The sequence below is a fragment of the Moorena sp. genome, assembly GCF_982860115.1.
This window is the reverse complement of the sequence record NZ_CEYLVT010000138.1, coordinates 1-19,782: the sequence shown is the minus strand read 5'-3', so window position 1 is coordinate 19,782 and position 19,782 is coordinate 1. Positions and strand designations below refer to the sequence as shown.

At 42.3% G+C, this 19,782-nt stretch carries 5 protein-coding genes and 1 pseudogene; 1 reads left to right on the top strand and 5 read right to left on the bottom strand.

Features of this window, described 5'->3' with window-relative positions:
* Positions 1-104: 104 nt before the first annotated feature.
* The 5 genes and pseudogenes from AC4II3_RS21275 to AC4II3_RS21255 all read right to left on the bottom strand — a co-directional run bounded on the left by AC4II3_RS21275 (position 105) and on the right by AC4II3_RS21255 (position 16,290).
* Complete coding sequence (locus AC4II3_RS21275) at positions 105-4,856, bottom strand: PfaB family protein (protein WP_488011685.1); 4,752 nt, start codon at positions 4,854-4,856, stop codon at positions 105-107.
* Between the two features lie 191 nt (positions 4,857-5,047).
* Positions 5,048-6,787 (bottom strand): annotated as a pseudogene (locus AC4II3_RS21270) (SDR family NAD(P)-dependent oxidoreductase); the annotation flags it as partial.
* A gap of 86 nt (positions 6,788-6,873) precedes the next feature.
* Complete coding sequence (locus AC4II3_RS21265; RefSeq protein ID WP_488011687.1) at positions 6,874-8,235, bottom strand: phthiocerol/phthiodiolone dimycocerosyl transferase family protein; 1,362 nt, start codon at positions 8,233-8,235, stop codon at positions 6,874-6,876.
* Between the two features lie 158 nt (positions 8,236-8,393).
* Positions 8,394-14,813, bottom strand: coding sequence for a beta-ketoacyl synthase N-terminal-like domain-containing protein (locus AC4II3_RS21260; protein WP_488011689.1), 6,420 nt, complete (start codon positions 14,811-14,813; stop codon positions 8,394-8,396).
* A gap of 1,234 nt (positions 14,814-16,047) precedes the next feature.
* Positions 16,048-16,290 (bottom strand): hypothetical protein, encoded by a 243-nt coding sequence (locus AC4II3_RS21255; RefSeq protein WP_488011691.1) that lies wholly within the window; start codon positions 16,288-16,290, stop codon positions 16,048-16,050.
* Positions 16,291-16,939: 649 nt separating this feature from the next.
* Here AC4II3_RS21255 and AC4II3_RS21250 point away from each other — a divergent pair.
* Positions 16,940-19,036: a PEP-CTERM sorting domain-containing protein gene (locus tag AC4II3_RS21250; protein WP_488011426.1), complete on the top strand. Its 2,097-nt coding sequence runs from the start codon at positions 16,940-16,942 to the stop codon at positions 19,034-19,036.
* Positions 19,037-19,782: the final 746 nt, after the last annotated feature.

The following is a 19,782-nucleotide window of genomic DNA, read 5'->3' as shown; positions in this document are numbered from 1 at the left end:
CCCCACACCCCACACCCCGTAAAGCTTTTAAGGCTGTTTGTCACCCCGTCAGGTATTTAACTCAGGGACGCCCCTTGGTTGGACAGGAGTCGGAACTGTCCGTATTATGATTCAGAATCAAGCAACTGCTTTGAAAACGTTACTTGGTGCTGAATAATGTCGCCAATTTGCTTCAATGATTCTTGTTGATTCATTAAAAAAGCAGCATGGTTTTTGGTGATGTGAGATGTATTATAACTCAGTTTTTTATACTGATTTTTGTATAATTCGCTGAAGTTTACTCCCAGCATCAAATTGTTACTGTTTTGGGCTAATTCTAGACTGTGATTATTCTCCAGCGGTATTTTAATAGGCGGCTGGCCAGAGTTAATTTCTTCGGGGGTTATAACGCTGTCATTTAAAGAAATATTAGCACTATTTTCAGGGTTTAGGAGAGTCTTTTTAAGAGTTAATGAAGTTACAGGTTTAGATGGTTTAAAATTGAGCAAAGTTTGTGGCTGTTCCGAAGTCTGATGAATCAGGACTTTTGATGATAGAGCTTCGGCTATTTCCTGGTTAGTATTGGTCAAAATGGTGGACTTAATCGGGCTGCCACCCAAGGTTATGGTTTTAACCATTGAGCGCTGTTTACCGGAATTTTCTGGTTCCTGAGTATACAGTGGCGACAAATCCAGAGAGACTTGATGACTAATTAGTTTTGCCAAGGCTTTGACAATAGAGGTATGGTCGTTTGAACCTCTTTTATTGAGGGAAACTGTGACATGTTCCTTATGCTTGAGATTTTCACCAATCCATCTAGAACAAGTACTGCCAGCGCCTACCTCCACAAAGATCTTGGCTCCATTGTCGTAGACTTGGTTAATTAGCCGAGGAAAATCGAGGCGCTGACAAAGACCCTTGGCGATCGCGTGACCAATGGCACGGCTCTCAAGGGTAATGGGTTTGTAATCGGCTGCGGAATAAAAAATAGTCTCTGGTTGGCTGCCGATAGGTAAACTGGTCAGTCTAGCAAGTTCATGGTATTCAGAAGCCATGGCGTCACAATGAAGTACATCATCGGCAGGAGGACGGAAGGCATCGCATTTGAGAGTGTCAATCATCCTCCGACAAGCTTGAGGATCACCAGCAATTACCACTTCTTTTGGCGTATTGATATGAGTAAGATAGACGCGATTCTCATGTTTGAGATATTCCACAACTTGAAATACCGGAGTGATCAGAACATAGGTACTCCAAATTTGTTTGTGCTGATCATCATTGCCTTGGGGTAATCCCCAATACTCGCGAACTGCGTTTTTAGGACCAGACAGTCTTGTGCGAAATATCTCAGAGGAGCTTAAGCCATCGATAGCTTGATCATAGTTACTCCAGACGGACTCACCAATCATCATACTAAGTTCCCCTAGGCTATAGCCAAAGGTAGATTGAGCCTGAAGTTTGAAATAATCCCTCATGATTATGCTCAAAATTTTAACAAAGCCTATTCCAGATATGAGCATGGTATGGGAATCATCTAACAGTTGCCGTTCAAGGATTTCGAGTTGCTTTCTGGATAAGGCATTTAAGCTCCTGGGATAAAGAAGTCTTTCCCTGAGAATCGAAGCCATATTGGCGACATGTTTATCTGCCTCTTCATAGACTTTGGGAAACAGTCGAAAACTATTCTGAGCTAGTCCAATATAGGAATTGAAAGCACCAGGATAAACAAACGCAACGGTACCCCGTTTAGCCAGTGGTTTAGCTGTAAAATAGCTTCCCATAGGGGTTTGCCAGTCTTTACCTGTATCAAAAGCCTTAGGAATCCCCTTAATTGCACGCTGGATCTCTCGTTTTAATTCATCGTTATTGTGTCCGAGAATGGCTAGGGTATAAGCGGCCTGAGAACGTTTTTGAAACCTGGTAAAGGTTTGGCGAGCAGCAGTAGATAGAGAAACACAATTTTCGATAGTTTGTTCTAAATTATGCAGCTGCTCGAGTAACTCCGATTGACCATCAGCAGCAATCGGAAACAGATAAAACGGTGTTTGCTCCAAATAGTTGCTGTTGCGATCGCTCTGACTCTGTTCCTCTGACAAAATTATATGGGCATAAGTCCCCTCCATTCCCATACCGTTAATTGCTGCTACTCGTTTGGGGCTCTCTGGTGCTAAAAACCAAGGTCTTGATGCGGTTGCCACATAAAATGGACTACCTTCCCAAACCTCGGGCATTTTAGGACCAGTCCATTGAGATGTTGCTGGAATATATCGGTGATATAGACAGAGTGCAGTTTTGATTAAGCTAGCAATTCCTGAAGCAGTACAGGTATGACCAATATTTGCCTTAACACTACCTATCCCACAGCTTAAATCAGGCTTGGCAGTTTGATAGGCTTGGGTTAATCCGCGAATCTCTGCCTCATCTTCCTGAGGTACTCCACTACCAAACACTTCTAAATAGCCAATATCCCCAGGTGTGATCTCTGCTTGAGTATGAGCCTTTTGACAGGCTTGTATGACAGCTTCAGCCATAGGCGGTTGCGGGAAAGGATTGACCTGGTCTGATGTCCCACGGGCTTGTACCAAACTGATGGCATCAATCACTGCATAAATACGGTCTTGCTCCTGTTTGGCTGTATCAAGACGCTTTAAAACCACAGCGCCAGCCCCTTCACCAACCATCCAGCCATTATTGTTTTGGTCGTAACTTAAGGTATTAACTCCTGTGTTGACCTTTGCCAATTTGTTTCGCAACAAAACATTTTCCACGCTGCCAGCTAGGTCAACAGCACCCACAACAACTGCATCTACCTCTCCAGCAGCGAGTAATAGTTGTGCCGTTTCCAGAGCTTTGAAGGTGGAATTTTCCCCAGCACCGAGAGTTAAGGAAGGCCCGTTGAAATCCCACAGAGCAGAAATACGACTAGCTGTGATCGCACCGAGGTAACCGAGATAGTCACTACTTTTTGCCTGCTTGTGGATGCTATCTTTAACAATGCTTTCTAGGGTCTCGATAGCTTCGGAGAGTAAAGATTGATTCGTGTCAACAAAACTTTCTTTGAGTTGCCAAGACAGATGCCATCGCTGCTGAAGCTGGTGAGCAGCAAGTTCGGTTTCTGCAGCGATAATCACTGCCACATTTCCCCCCTCACTTAGTCCTGCGTCTTTCACAGCACGCTCGGCTACCTTAAGCATTAGCGGTTGTTTAGGGTTGATTGTGTCTGCTTCATTGGGGGGTATCTTAAACCGTAATGTATCAATGTCAAAATCTTGGATGTAAGCGCCTAAGGGTGCTTTACCGTCTGTAAAGCCATAGTCCTTGAGCAATTGCTGTTCCTCGTCGATTCCCTTCCAGCGGTGCTTAGGAAGGGGGATAAAGTGCTCGGTTCCATCATAAATACTGCGCTCAAACCGATCCAAGCCATCACAGGAGCCAAAAAAGCTGTCCATACCCACAATCGCCATCTTAGTAGCTGGCACAGGTGTAGAGGCTTTAGGTTCAAAATCAGGAATTTCTTTGACCTGAGTAGATTGCTCAAGAATCAAATGAGCATTATTTCCGCCAAAACCGAAGGTATTAATCGCTGCGCGTTTAAGCGGTTTATTATTCGGCCAGGGAGTTGCAGCTCGAACCACTTGCTCCGCTGCAATCACATTATTAGGAGAGCTGAGGGGAGTCGTTATATTAATGGTCGGGGGTATTACACCCTTAGACATACTCAAAATGACTTTAATGATGCTAGCCATACCAGAAGCAGTTAGCAGGTGACCCAGATTAGATTTGACAGAACCCACCAGCATAGATCCTTGATGCTGACCAAAGAAGGTATCTACAGAGCCTAATTCAGTGGTATCACCAAGGAGAGTACCAGTAGCATGGCATTCTAAATAATCGATGGTCTTTGGACTAATGTTTGCCTCAGCATAGGCTCGTTCATAAGCTAAAATTTGGCCTTGGGGGTTCGGACTCAGCAGGTGCTTTCCCCGACCATCATTGGATAATCCGTTACCACAGATTGTCGCATAAATTTGATCACCATCTCGAATAGCCTCACTATAGCGCTTGAGCACCACCATACCCACCCCATCGCCTGGGGTTAGACCTTTGGAATATTGATCTAAGGGTCGGCTGACATCATCTTCAGGGTAAGCTTGAATACCAGAAAATAGCATCCGAGGAAAAATTGGATCGGTATAACTAACGCCTCCCGCTAACATCAAATCAGCTTTGTGGGATAGTAGGTAATGACTTGCCAATTTCACAGCATACAGTGATGAAGAACAGGCAGAGTCTAAGGAATAGTTAATATCGGATAGAGAAAAAGCTTGGGCGACTAAGGCTGACAGCGCACCATAGTTCATCCCATTATACAGAGATAATTTTGCAGATTTCGGTAATTTTGCCAACTGGAAGTTTTGATTCTGCAAAAGCTCCCTAAGTGCAGCTTCGATGGCGTCCTGATAAATCGATCCAAATAGTTGATTTGAGAGTTGAGTAAGGCTTGAGACATTACCCAAAATTACACCACACTTTGAAAGCACCCTATCATTGCTCAAATAATTACTGTGTTGCAGTGCTTGTTTGGCAACATACAGGCACCCTTGGAAGAGAGGATCTAAGCCTTCAAGAAGTTCTGAAGGTAAGTTGTATCCAGTGACATCAAACTTAAAATCTCGGACATATCCTCCCATTAAGGAGTAGGTTTTATCCGGTTTATTTTTTAATGGATTAAAAAATTTGGTCGGATCAACTCCTATGTCATTTTCAGTTAATAACGAAGTTGAATCTTTTTCATTAATCAGATTATGCCAAAATTCTTCTGGCGTTTTGGCATCAGGAAAAAGGCAAGAAAATCCAATTATTGCTATTTTATCCATATAAAATTTATCAACCAAAACCATTGATAATAATTAGTTTAAATATCAGTTTTATTTTCGGTAGTTAATTATACCAAATCCGGTTTATTTAGGTGACTTATCTAAAGTTACAATAAACTCTATGCAAGGATTTTGATTGTTTTGAATATAGTCTTATTAAACCGGATTTGGTATTGATTACTTTTAGTCAACTATATAGCTTTTGACTCTATAGGAAAAACTGTTCCTTTCCAGCCAACCCAACGAGAGTAGATTTTTCCTTCACTATTATGGGCTATGATATTAACCTGGACATTATTTTTGATTTTAGATTGTAGTTCGGTAGATATATAAAACGTTTCTCCTGGTGGAATCATGGCAAATTGTTCAAATTTTTGCGATGCGCAAGGTAACAATTCGTCTTGATGAAACACATAAATTAAAATTCCAATAGGGTGTGTCTGAATATCAGCAATGTAGGGATTATAAGTTTGAATTGTAAACTGCCCTTGTTGTTGGTTACTAATAGATGACCAACGACAAGCTGCCGTAATTTTTGTAGCAGTCAGATTCAAGACCCGTTTCACCCCCCAAAACGAAGAGCCATGAAATAAAGTCCATTTTCCAGCTTGATATGATGGTGATTTAATCTGTTCAATAAGTTGATGATCGTCCTCTAAGTTAACCGTATCATAAGTAGGAGGACTAGGAATTTTTCTGACCAGCTTAATCTGAGCCCGATAATGCTCATGATAAGGAATTTTACTTTGTTCTTTTTTACTCCATATCTTTCCTTCAAATTCTATTGAACCGTCATTGGTCTTAGCAATTTCTTTCAAATCCAGAATATATTCCCTTGCCAGATTATTATTGAAAATAATCCCTTTCAATACCTTGAAATTTGTGTAACTGAAGAATTTGTAACCGGGATAAAGTTGTTCACAGGCATTAATAATCCATGATACGGCACAAGTAGCTGGCAATACTGGATAACCGGCAATGACGTGATCTTGTAAAAAGGGATTAGCGTCCAGTGTCAACTTGCGGCGAATACGATAGGTTCGTAACTCAGGGTTTAACTCCTCTAACACCGGTTCCAGTGGAGTGCCAATCACCACTTGCGCCGTGTCCTGATTGGCAGTATCCAGTTCCTTAACTAGCATGTTTGTCCCCACTGGGATCGGAATAATTTCAACGTTGCGCTTAGCAAACGCTTTCTTTAGTTCCGAAGTCACCATACCACTGTCCCAAGGTCCCCAATTGATGGCAACCACATGGCACGAGGGATGGTGTTGCTTGACCAGATGAGCTGATTTGTTGAGAATTTCATTTGCGATCGCATAGTCCGACTGACCTATATTTCCGTAAAAACCAGCTACAGAAGAAAATAGAACTAAATAATCCAGTTGACCTGGGCTGACGCAACTCAGTAGATTTTCCAAACCCTTTACTTTAGTAGCATAAACGGTCTCAAAATCTTGTTCCGATTTCTTTTCAATTAATTTATCCGCTAAAACCCCTGCTCCGTGGATAATACCGGTAATTGGACCCATGCGCTCAACCACAGTCGCCAGCTTTTGGTGTAAGGCTAAAGCATCGGTTACATCAACATCAATATACTCTGCCTGACCGCCTGCCTGTTCAATTGCCAAGAGAGTTTTGTGAATTTCTCGACTCGAAGCAATTGTCTTAAATACCCGTTTTACTTCCATTGGGGTAGGCTTCTGTCCTTGGGCAAGGATATTGTTCATAATCCGTTTTTTTAATTCAGATTCATCAAAACAATCCTTTGCCCAATCTGGTTCATCTTTCATGATTGATGAACGACCCAGTAGGATAAATTTGCATGGTTGGTGCTGTGCCATCTGAATCACGCACTCAGCGGTAATGCCTTTTGCTCCGCCACTGACAAGAAAAACTGATGATAGACTGATTTGAGCTGTTTGTATCATAATTTTATCAAAAATTTTATATTTTTTTATCAAAATTTAATTTCATTTAACTTAAACTAACTCTATTTTTTAGGGGGTTAAAACTATTATTTTTTGCACTCCGTTAGAGGTAAATCTACATTAGGTAAGCAAGCTTCAATAAGACACGACAGGACATTGTTTGCAAATGTTTCCATCGTTTTATGACTGATTGATGGCTCAGAAAACGCAAAATTTAAAAGCATTTTTCCGTCAAAGGTTGAGACAGCAACCGATAAACTTCCCCCAAATGCACTGTTGGCTCCTGCAAAACTGATTTCTTCTAGCTCAAAGGAACCGTAATGTTTAGGAATATTGACTTTACCAAGATTTGTAACGCATACCGTTGAAGACTCTTTATTAGGATTTCTAAAAAAAGAATTAACCCAGATTTTACTGATTAAAATAACTCTAAATATATTCGCTTTCTTCAAACGAAATTCCACCTTTTTTTTAACACTCCGAGCTAAATCCCAGAATAATACATTGCTCTGTAAGGTGTGATATGAGATAACACCTGAAACTAGCGTGCCCATGACCTCATCACTGACCACTGGTTCTAAACGCCTGCGCAAATCAACATAAGATCGGCAACTTACAGACAACCTTTTTTTATTATTTCCTGTGATGCTTTTCGCAGCAGTCAACAGCATCGCCCCACACAGGGCACCGTGTACTGTTGTCTTTTCCTTTTTGCAACGATTGATTAACTCTTGGGTTAACCCTTTATCTAAGGATTTTTGCACCATACCACAACGGCGTAAATTAATGGGTACGGACTTTTCAAAGCCGAGAGTTTTTGGTCGATGCCAAACCTGATTAAAAATTATTCGTAATAATATGAATGATCTATGCCAAATCCCTTGGAATCCCCTCGTTGATATCGGAATTAACCTATCTATGGGTGGGAGTATCGGCAAGGGAAGTACTGAATTTATTGGTTCCCCACAGTGAATTTTCTGGCAGTAGGTCAAAATTGCTGAGTGCAGTTGGACACAAGATAAGCCGTCTGATATAGCGTGGTGGGTTGATGTAATCAGATAGCTCGCACTATTTTCACTCTCAGCACGAACTAGCACTGCCCGTATCAAACCTTTATCACTCTCAATTCCCTGATTCAGCTCTTCGAGAACAACCTCTTGCCAGTGTTCGTTGTAGAGATTGTCAACCACACGCAAAGGAATCTTGGACACCCCTCCAGTTTGAAACCAGAGATTATCTAACGAGCCAACAATACGACAGTTAAGACAAGGGTAACGGTATTGAATCAGCTCCAGAGCCTGTCTAAGGATTTCTTCACTCAGAGGTCCTTTGACGCGACTCATCGTTACTACATAAGTGGATTTAGCAAGGCGATTTAAGATTTCCATCGCTTGCTCGACAGAAACTAGTTTTCTGTCTAGGGTTTCTCCTGGCGAGATTGGCGACATTCTTAACATCTTCAATGTTTTGGTTGATTGTTCCAGTTTGGTAAGGTAGACCCTGATTTTTGCCACTAGTCACACTCAGCACTCAGTACTCAAGCACTATATAGTAAACTACACCCTGATTTTTGCCACTAGTTACACTCAGCACTCAAGCACTATATTTATATGGATGGTTCAGTGCTCAGGGTTACTCGCCCCTGTGAACTATATCCAACTTCAGTAATATAATGGTTGGGATCGTGAAGTTCAGCCATGATGTACTGAGCCGAGCGCTCAGCATTCAGATCAGGACTCAGATCAATGCCCCGGCAAAATACCGATTTCCATTCAAGGTTTAGGGTTTTAGTCAATCCAAATAGACCCGCACCAATTGCACCAAAGTTCATGTTTTGTGCTAATCCAAACGCTCCATCAAGACGAGCAACAGTCATGAAACAACTGCGTCCTTGACGCGCTGCTTGATTCAGTGATGGTTTGAGATGTTTGGCAATCAAAAAGACCTGCTTAAGAAGAGCTTTTTCTAGGTCAAGAAAGCGAATTCCATGATTGGGTCCGGTACCAATCGCAGGATTGAGATGAATGAATGCACCAACGAAACCATAGTTAGCAGTAATTGCTGCCAATTGTTGTTTCAAATGCTCCTCACTCAAATTGTTCAACACAATACGACTAACTCCTTTCGGTAAAGGTGGTTGTTCTGCAATCAGGGATTGGGGAAAACTTAAGACCACCACTTTCCAGTCACGGTCTGTTAGGGATTGAGCCAGTTTGGATGTAGTGAGTGAACCATCATCGGTTAACAAAACAATATGTTTGTCAGGTAAAGTAAAATCCAAACTATCTGGCTCAGGTAGAGCTTTAAGTTTTACCAAACAGCGTGGAATCTTATGATCTAGGTCAAGTTGCTCATTAAAAGGCTGGTTCTGGAACTCTTTTTTTTCAGTCGTAACTGTCTGCTGTTGAAGATACTCAACAATTTGACCAAGAGTGCGCAGTTCTCCAAGTTGCTCTGGATTGGCTTCAGGCAAATCAGGGCTCATCTCCTGTAGAGCGCCTAGGATTTCCACCCGTTTGATCGAGTCAATCCCTAAATCCGCTTCCATGTCCATATCCAGCTCTAACATTTCTGCTGGATAGCCGGTTTTCTCGCTAACCACATCTAGCAAAGTTTGACTGATGGCCTCAACATCTATAGCTGTTAAAGCTGTTAATGGTGTTGAAGTTTCTAGGGCTGGATTTTCTACAACTGGTTTAACATCATTACTTACTACTGAATCAGATTCGATTGTTTGTATCTCAGCTGAGGAGTTAGTTGTTATTTCAGGTTCGACAGGGAGAACCTTGGAACCATACGACTGTAGGTACTCCACGATTTGACCAAGGGTACGCAGTTCTCCAAGTTGCTCTGGATTGGCTTCAGGCCAATCAGAATTCATCTCCTGCAAAGCACCTAGAATTTCCACCCGTTTAATGGAGTCAATCCCTAAATCCGCTTCCATGTCCATATCCAGCTCTAACATTTCTGCTGGATAGCCGGTTTTCTCGCTAACCACATCTAGCAAAGTTTGACTGATGGCCTCAACATCTATAGCTGTTAATGGTGTTGAAGTTTTTAGGGCTGGATTTTCTACAACTGGTTTAACATCATTACTCTCTACTGAGTTAGATTCGATTGTTTGTATCTCAGCTGAGCTGTTGGTTGTTGTTTCAGGTTCGACAGGGAGAACCTTTGAGCTGTTGGTTGTTGTTTCAGGTTCGACAGGGAGAACCTTGGAACCATGGGACTGTAAGTACTCCACGATTTGACCAAGGGTACGCAGTTCTCCAAGTTGCTCTGGATTAGCTTCAGGCCAATCAGGATTCAGCTCCTGCAAAGCACCTAGAATTTCCACCCGTTTAATGGAGTCAATCCCTAAATCCGCTTCCATGTCCATATCCAGCTCTAACATTTCCGCTGGATAGCCGGTTTTCTCGCTAACCACATCGAGCAGAGTTTGGCTAATCTCATTAATATCCGTGGCTGCTGATGCTGAAGATGCTACTTTTGCTGTTGGTTCAACTTTAACTTCAGCTACTAAACTTTCCTGAATGGGTTTTGAGACATTGCTTAAAGCTGGCTCTGGCTCTGGCTCCTTCACCAGGGTAGCAGCAGGAACAGTTATAGATGCACTTGTGTTACTAGAGCTATCAGAGAGATTTTGTTTAACTGTTTCCTCTTGCTTTACAACTTGCCCATTGTCAGAGGTTTGGCTATCCTGCTGCTCTACTAACTTATTTGTTTCTTTGGTCGCTGTAGTGAGTTTGGTAGTGGATGGCAAATTATTGAGACTATCCTGAACACTAGTAACCGATGTTGTCACCGTTGTAGAAGTAGCTTGTGTGGTTAACTCCTTCCCCAGCAATTGATTACCATTACCAGCTTCTAGCCCTGGTTGATCAACAACATCACCTTTTAGAACCTCTTGATACTGCTGTTTTACCAGTTGGAAAAAGTTCTTGGTATACTCTAGCTGATGGTTTAAATATTGCTCATGGACGTTGAGAGTCTGACCTTGCTGCTGGTGAAACTGCATCATAGTGCGCTCTAAGCTCTGTATCACAACTTGCTTCGTTTGCGCTTGTTGATCAGTTCCGTTACTGTTTCCAAACAAGGAATGCTGCTGCTGCATCAGTTGGAAAAAGGTTTTGGCATATTCCAGCTGATTGTTCAGATATTGTCCGTGAACCTGTAACGTTTCACCTTGATGCTGACTAAACAACTTCAAGCTGTACTCTAAGCTCTCTAAAATACGTTGGGAATTTACAGATAGGGTTGGTGTTGAGGGCATGTTCGATTCAAGAGCGCGTTGAGTAAGAGCTAGTGCTGGTTTGGCATCAGACCTGTCATTGGTGCTACTCCCAGAGGAGGTCACAAGATGCCCATTTGGCTTCTGGGTAGGTTGAGTGGCAATTGATGTGGGTTTGGTCTGAGAAGTCTCCATGGGACGTAACCGAGATGTGGGCTGGATGAATGGCGAGAGTGCAATCCTGTTTCTTGGGTTCTGGGCCATAGCCCCCTTGCCATTGCTCTGGCTAGAGCGATGCCCATTACTCTGGGATGGTGTCGATGGCGTGACAAGCTTAGTTGAAGCACTCCGCTGATGATTGGCCTTAGCTGTGTGACTATTGCTCTGGCTAGACCGATGCTCATTACTCTGGGATGGTGTCGATGGCGTGACAACCTTAGTTGAAGCACTCCGCTGATGATTGGCCTTAGCTGTGTGACTATTGCTCTGGCTAGACCGATGCCCATTACTCAGGGATGGTGTCGATGGCGTGACAACCTTAGTTGAAGAACTACGCTGATGATTGGCCTTAGCTGTGTGACTATTGCTCTGGCTAGACCGATTTCCATTACTCAGGAATGGTACCGATGGCGTGACAACCTTAGTTGAAGAACTGCGCTGATGATTGGCCTTAGCTGTGTGACCATTGCTCTGGCTAGACCGATTTCCATTGGTGAGCATTTGTGTCAGTTGAGTTTCCACTGTGCTCACATGACTTGCCCCATTATCCTGAGCAAGAGATGTCACTTTATGTCCATCCTGCAAAGCCTCTTCAAAAGCTTTTTTCCTCTTTTCTGACACATAATTACTACAATTTAACCGGATATTCAGGGTTTTTTTGTTGTCAGTCTTGGGTGCTGGAGGCTGAATTTGGTAGCGGTCGAGGTTTTTCAAGGGCAAACCAGCCACGCGCAACTGCATAACCGCTTGACGCAATTGGCGATCGCTATCCTGTTGACGACTAGCATTTAAGGCTACGGCGACATGGGGTTTATCACCAAGGATATCCTTTACTAAGTGGGTCAGGATACTCCGAGGTCCAAACTCAACAAAGCAATATCCCCCTGCATTGTAGATACTTTCTATTTCCTGCTTGAACAGTACTGATTTGCTTGAATGTACTCCCAAAATATTTTTAATGTCTTGGGGTTCAGTGGGATAACGCTCCCCAGTCACATTGGTATAAACAGGAATTTTTGCTTTTTTGAACGTAACTGCTTCAGTCGCTTGAGCAAAAGCTTTTTGGGCATGTCCAATCAGAGGAGTATGGAAGGCAGCGGAAACTGGCAGCAAAATAGTAGAACACCCTTTTTCAGTCAACACTTGCTGTACCTTCGCAATTTCTGCTGTTGAACCGGCTAATACCAGTTGGCGATTGGAATTGAAATTGGCAATAGTAACTTGAGGAAAACTATCAATAACCGCTTTGACTTGATTAATTTCTTCGTTCACCGCCAGCATTGCTCCCGGATCAAAACTTGGCTGATCTGGGGTTGCCATGGCCTTGCCTCTAGCTTTAACGAGGAAAAAGTAATCCTCATCACTGAGAACTTCAGCAGCCCAGAGAGCAGTGAGTTCTCCAAAGCTGTGTCCAGCAATAAAATCAGGCTTAAATCCTGCCTGTTGCAAGATCTTATAAAGACCAACACTGAAGGCTCCGATGGCTGGCTGAGCATAATCTGTATGTTGCAGTGCTTTAGCCTGGATATGCCTTTGAGCTGTATCAAACACAGGCGGAGGAAAAACCGTTTCTGAAAGGGGCTTCAAACTATCCTTGAGGAACAGACTATCGATATAACCATAGGTCTGCCGCAAACAAGGGAAATTCATCACCAGTTCCCGCCCCATTTCTAGATACTGGGAACCTTGCCCTGAAAATAGGGCAACGACTTTTCCTTTCAGCTCTATGGCACTTTGACGATAGTAGATCCCTTGGGGATGATTCCACGATTGTGCTTGTGGTCTCTTTTTTAGCCAGTTAATAGTGGTTTGTAAGCATCTGCAAGCTTGTACTAGAGAATCCGCCACAAACCCCACTCTGGCTTCAGTGACCGGAATTTCTTCAGCTTTACAGCTATCAATTAGTTTCTGGTAGTGCTGCTCTCCAGTTTTAAATTGCAACTTTTGTAAGGTATCTTCACAACGAGCTAACAATTGGTCTGGTGTTGGTGCAGACAGGAGAATGGACTCGGAAGTGTGGTGTAAACGATAGGAATGATTGTGTTCCTGTTCATATTCTTCCAGAACAACATGATAATTCGTGCCACCAAAGCCAAAGGAACTCACACCAGCACGCCTTGGCTCATCTCCTTCAGCGCGAATCCAGGGTCGGGTTTCAGTATTCAAATAAAATGGAGAATTATCAAGATCCAGTGATGGGTTGGGGTTGGTGATGTTGATAGTAGGTGGCAAGATTTTGTGGTGTAGAGCCAAAGCAGTTTTGATTAGACTGGCGGCACCAGCCGCAGCTTTGGTATGCCCAATCTGGGATTTAACACTACCGAGAGCAACATACTGTTTTTTGGGGTTGTTTTCACTAAAAACGTCCTTTAGAGCCTTGAATTCACTGGGATCCCCAGCTCTAGTCCCCGTGCCGTGTGCTTCAATCAGGCTGACACTGGTAGGAGAGAAACCTGCATCTTCGTAAGCCCGCTTCAACGCTTTCGCTTGTCCTTCTGGGCGAGGAGCGTAAATGCTTTTATATCGACCATCACTGGAGGTACCAATGCCTTTGATCACAGCATAGATTGTGTCATTATCTCGCTTAGCATCCTCCAGACGTTTGAGTACCAGCATCCCGATGCCTTCACCCAGCATCATTCCATCCGACTCAGCATCGAAAGGCTTAATAGTCTGGCTTGGGGAGATGGCAGGGGTTTTGCTAAAACACATATAGGCCATGAGGGAGTTATCCGTATCAACTCCTCCAGTGAGCATCATGTCAGCGCGATGCTCACTCAGCTCACTCATTGCCATTTTTAAAGCACCTAATGAGCTGGCACAGGCGGCATCCACTACACAGTTTGTTCCCCCCAAATCTAGACGGTTGGCAATGCGTCCAGCAATAACATTAGCTAGCATCCCGGGAAAGGCATTTTCGTTCCACTGCACATAGGCTAGCTTGATTTTTTCTACAATTTTTTTAGTATCCTGATCCGATAACCCACTACTTTTTAGGACTTTCTCCCAAATCGGATACTGCAATCTAACTGAAAGTGGTGTACATAGTTGTTTTGCCAGTGCCGAGCCTAGGATCACCCCAGTACGCTCTCGATTAAACTCCCGGGATTTGCCATAGCCCGCATCTTCCATCGCCTCCTTTGCCACTACTAGACTTAACAACTGGGAAACATCTGTTACTTCGAGGATATTCGGAGGGAGCCCAAACTCCATGGGGTTAAAATCGATATGTGGGATAAATCCGCCTCTTTTGCAGTAGGTTTTGTCCGGTGCCCTGGGGTCTGGATCGTAGTAGTCGTCTACATTCCAGTGGGAAGCAGGAACATCAGTAATGCAGTCGATTTTTTCAAGAATATTCGTCCAGTATTCTTGCAAATTTCTGGCTTTCGGTAAAAGCGATGCCATGCCAACAATGGCGATCGGAGTTTGTGGCAGTTTTTGGTTAATATTGCTTGATTCTGTTAATTTATCCGACATCGTGTCTTTCCCTTGGATACGTTGGATCAGATTCTTTTCAAAGCTATCCAAGTCCTCTTGGAGCTGGGCCAATGCCATGTCAAGTTTAGAATTAGACATAGACTGAGTCTTAACCACGGTAAACTAGTTAACTTAATTTATAGTTTCATTTTTTTGTGATTATCAAACTAGTGTTATAAACTGAATTACCAAGTTTATTTAGTTTTACGGCTTTTAAATAAAATTTCAGAGTATGAAATAAAAAATATAGTTTTTACCAATCATTACTGCTATTTAAGCTATTGTAAATAGTATGGATTGCCCTAGGGGATGACTTGGATAATCTTTTTACAAATTTCATGTGCTGAATGTTTATTGTTGACTGTTTGTAAAGAGACATAAAAAACTACCAAGAGAGGGACGTGTGGGAATAGAGGGAAGTAGGGTAGGAGCAGGGTTGATTGTGTTTTAACCCTCACCACTCTTGGCGCTTATTGACAGGTTTATTTAGCATAAATTAGCCCCTGAATTTCCAGCAAACTACTCTATCTTGTTCAGTTATGATTAACAGGTTTTAATTACGGCTTAATTTCACCCTATACCCTTTCAAGTTGTCATCCCCTGAGGTATTCAGCCATCAGCTAACGGGCTACGTGCTTACTGTACTTGCAAGTTATCAGCTATTCATGATTCCTGCAACAGAACCGAGTCAGGAGCAGCCCATCACGAAGCGCGTCGCTCACGAAAACAACCTTATGGGGGAACTCTCTTTATTGATCAGACGTTGGATTAGATTAGCTCTTTGCACAGCATGCCCGTAGCGCCTTAGCTCAGGATTTGATAGGTGAATGCTTACCCTAAAATAGCAAACTTTTTTCTCCAGACCAAGTCTATCTATCTAGACCGATAGCAGCAAGATACTTGGTGTAAATGACAACATTGACCACATTGATCGTATAAAAAATTTTGAATTAACCCTAGGCAATCTCTAAGGATTTACACCTTGATTCATATCAAAATTCAAGACATAAAATAAGTTGGACTCAACTAGTAGCACAGGAGTGTCGCCTGTCACCGTTTTTTTATGTTGAGCTAAACTAGGGTTAGCATCGTCAAATTAGTTTGAATGAGCCATGTAGTTTGACAAAGAAATCCAGAGTTACAGCTTGAACTATCACTTAAATACAATAATCATCTAATTTTACAAATATCAGATATCTATTTGATAAATTTTGTATAAATTATTGATTAAGATAATGGCGATTATAGCGTTAGGTAGAGCTTTGAGTCGTCAAGCACTAGGACTCTGTCAATTTAGTTTTTAGGGTTAGGGCAAGGTGTTAGATGTTAGCTGTTAGCTGTTAAGTGTTAGGCTTTTACATCCCTCACGGGAAGAAAAATTAGCTCCTAGGCATGGGATCACATCCCCTGTAACCACTTCACGCCAAATCACCTCAGCCCGTTTACGGACAATGACTTCTTCGAGATCAGATAGAATTAATCGGCTGCCAGCCTTTAATAACTGTTGGGTTAACTCCTGTCCAAAACCACCAGCTGCACCGGTCATGAGTACAACTGCCTCTTGTAGATGAGTCATATTCCTGATTCGTAATTGATTTATACAGAACTTCTATTAAATCATTCAAAAACTGTGAATGAAATTCCGAAAAATCAAGATCAAGTAATGGTAAAAAATTGGTGAAGACCTAGAATTTACCCGCACAGGGAAGCCGATATCGTGCCTAGAACGTTAAAAGTTACCTAAAAAGATTTTTTTTTACTAATAATTGTTAATAAATTTACTACGGATTTTCCTAGCCGAATAATAGCTTTTTTATACAGAGTAATTTTCTCCAAAGGTAATTTTTAATTTTTCATTTATCTAGAGTTAATACCATAGCCAATCCATTGACAGTTTCCGGGAATCATTATATGATTAATAATTCACTATGTTTTTTCAATAAAGATATCCAAAATCTGTGGTTGGATATGGTCGGAATATGCAACAATTAGTTGAGAAGCTAGCGGCTGCTTAGGTAACTTGAGTTAATTATTTCAGGATAAATATTTGTCTTGGTTGTAACTAATGCCTTGACCACTACCTTACCGTTACCTCTAATAGGGATGACAGACTGTAGCCTCAATCACCCTATATGACTTCAGAAACGGTCATGGTTTTGACCAAAGCCGCCTGGGAGCATAATTTTTCTACCAAGTACAAGGAAGAATAGGGAGTTTTAATTTTCGTGAAAGCCTCCATTTTTGCTACCGCTAATATTTTATTAGCTACTTTGGGAATTTTGGGAGTTGAGGTCAAACCTGCTACATCTCAGTCCTTCAGTTTTGCTGATCAGGAAGAATCTGAAATCAGGAATTTTTTGAGAAGCCTATCGTCAAACAATCCAACTATTTCCAATAATAATTCATTCTTGAAAAGACTATTGACTTCGCGCATAGTCAACAGCGGAACATCAGGCAGTAGTCAAACCTCAGATAATATACTATCCGAATTTATTACTGTCCTGAAAGTAGGCACCCCCGGTCCCGATCCTTTTGTAGGGGATTCAGGGAATAATGTCATTTTCACTCGTACTGGTAATGATATTTTACTGGGTGTCGATCCTGGTGCTGCTATACCTGGTCAAGGAGAAATTGATATTTTAATTGGTGGTCCTGATATTACTAGTGAAGGAGGGACCGCCCCAAATGTCCCTACCAGAGACCGATTTTTGTTGGGGGATGAGAAGAATCCCTACTACGCTGGCGGTACCGGATTCCGAGGGAAGAAGGACTATGCTTTAATTCCAGACTTCGATCCCAACCAAGATATTATTCAGCTTCACGGGGACTCAAGTAAGTATACTCTGAAACCGATCGGACCGAAAAAAAATGGCACAGCCATATTTCTGAATAATCCTAGACCTGATCTGATCGCGGTTTTGCCAGGAGCTTCTGGTCTGAGTGTAGATGGTGACTACTTTGAGTACGATAATACTCCCCCATCCCAACAACCAGCTTTCGATAATGCTCAGCAGTTGGGAAGTGCCAGTGTTGATATCGCGTTTAACGTTGGTACTGATAGCGTTGGTAATGTATACGTTACAGGATGGACTCAAGGGGACTTGGGGCAATCCAATGCTGGATCTCAAGATGCCTACGTAGCTAAATACAATAGCCAGGGTCAACAACAGTGGGTTAAACAGTTGGGGACTTCTGGTGAGGACCGCTCCTTTGATATTAGCTTTGACAGCAATGACAATGTTTACATTGCAGGCACCACCACGGGTAACTTAGGGGGGTCGGTAGTTGGAGGAGATGATGCCTATTTTATTAAGTTAGACAGTAATGGCAACACGCTGTTGAGTCAACAGTATGGAACTTCCCAATTCGACACTGCCTTTGCAATTGACGTTGATAATGACGGTAATATTTACACTGGGGGATATACTACAGGTGACTTAGGCGGAGTAAATGCTGGATCAGATCTGCCCATTCCCCTGTATGATGATCCCTATGTCGCTAAGTTTGATAGCAATGGCAACCAGTTGTGGGCTAAACAGTTTGGTACTCCTGATTTTGACGAACTTTACGGTATCGCCGCCGACAACAATGGTAATGTCTTTGCTACAGGATTCACTACTGGTAAATTAGGCGAAGAGCATGCTGGGTTGTATGATGGCTGGTTGACGAAGTTTGATAGTAACGGTGAGCAGTTGTGGATTGAGCAGTTTGGTACTTCTAATTTTGATTTTGCCTGGGATGTTGCTGTTGATAGCTCTGGTAATGTCTACAGCACAGGTTTTACCCTGGGCTCTTTAGGGGGACCTAATGCTGGGTATGATGATGCTTTCTTGGTTAAGTATGACACGGATGGCAACCAGCTATGGACTCAACAGATTGGGACTTCTGGTTCTGATAGCGCCTTTGCTATTGACATCGGCAGTGACGGCTTAATATATATTTCAGGAGTAACTGATGGTGATTTAGGAGGAGTCAATGCCGGACTCAATGATGTCTTTATTGCCCAGTTTGACAGTGACGGTAACCTGTTGATGACTGAGCAGTTTGGAACCCCCGAAGATGACTTTGCTTTTTTTGGTATTGATGCCCAACAGGCTGCTAAGGTTTACTTAGCCGGATTTACTGATGGGTCTTTGGGAGGAGCCAATGCCGGATCCTTTGATGCCTGGGTAGCTAGTTCCAGCCTTTCTGCTGGATCTGTGCCTTCAGCTCCTGAACCCACCACCATTTTGGGTTCCTTAGCCACACTGATTTTTGGTGCTGGCTTCAAGAAAAGACTTGGAAAGAAGTTCCACACCACTGTCTCCAAGAAAAGTACTTAACCAGTTTAATCTAAAATCATTAACCTAACACCACCAAAACCTTAGGATTTCCTAACTTTGTGATCTACTGAGAGTAGCATTAACCCAGTAGCATTAACCCAGTAGCTAAAATCTGAGCGGTCTTGCTTGAGGGTGTCTTCTACCACTTTCTGAGACTTAGTACTTAGGTTCCAAGCTTATTGATTTAGAATGGTTGTGGGCTATAGGCTGTGGAGTGTAGTGAGCAAAATTGGAACATTGATTGTTGGGTTCACTGCTTAACTCCTGAGACTTTGCTTAAAGCGCCAAAACGTTTTTTTATTATCTAGAAAATTTCACGATTACATTTATAAAAAAATCTATCAAAAAATAATCATAAAATTATTATTTCATTCAATTAAATGTCCTGGATAGGCTTTAAACAATCTTTAAAAAATATTACTAAAATTCCCTTGCGATAATTGGCCAATCATGACATACTATTTAAAGGTAGATAAATAGGGTTATTTTACCCAAAAAATAAAGTTTAATTTATGATAATTACCGGTTTTAAAAAAAATCTATATGTTCAGTGGTGTACTGCCAACATTCATAAATAATTGAATTTTTACCAACTTGCAAAACTTTGTACACACTAGTTACATCTAGTGATGGCGAAGATAATATAGCGTTTATCGTACTTATTAGGTAAAGTCAATTTTATTCTCCCTACTCCCGTCTTGATGCAGTCGCTCATGGGGGAAACCACGGCAGTCGCTCATGGGGGG

Bases quoted from the DNA above. Each gene is read 5' to 3' on its own strand.
- AC4II3_RS21275 (WP_488011685.1), bottom strand. From the start codon at position 4,856: ATGGATAAAATAGCAATAATTGGATTTTCTTGCCTTTTTCCTGATGCC.
- AC4II3_RS21265 (WP_488011687.1), bottom strand. From the start codon at position 8,235: ATGTCGCCAATCTCGCCAGGAGAAACCCTAGACAGAAAACTAGTTTCT.
- AC4II3_RS21260 (WP_488011689.1), bottom strand. From the start codon at position 14,813: ATGTCTAATTCTAAACTTGACATGGCATTGGCCCAGCTCCAAGAGGAC.
- AC4II3_RS21255 (WP_488011691.1), bottom strand. From the start codon at position 16,290: ATGACTCATCTACAAGAGGCAGTTGTACTCATGACCGGTGCAGCTGGT.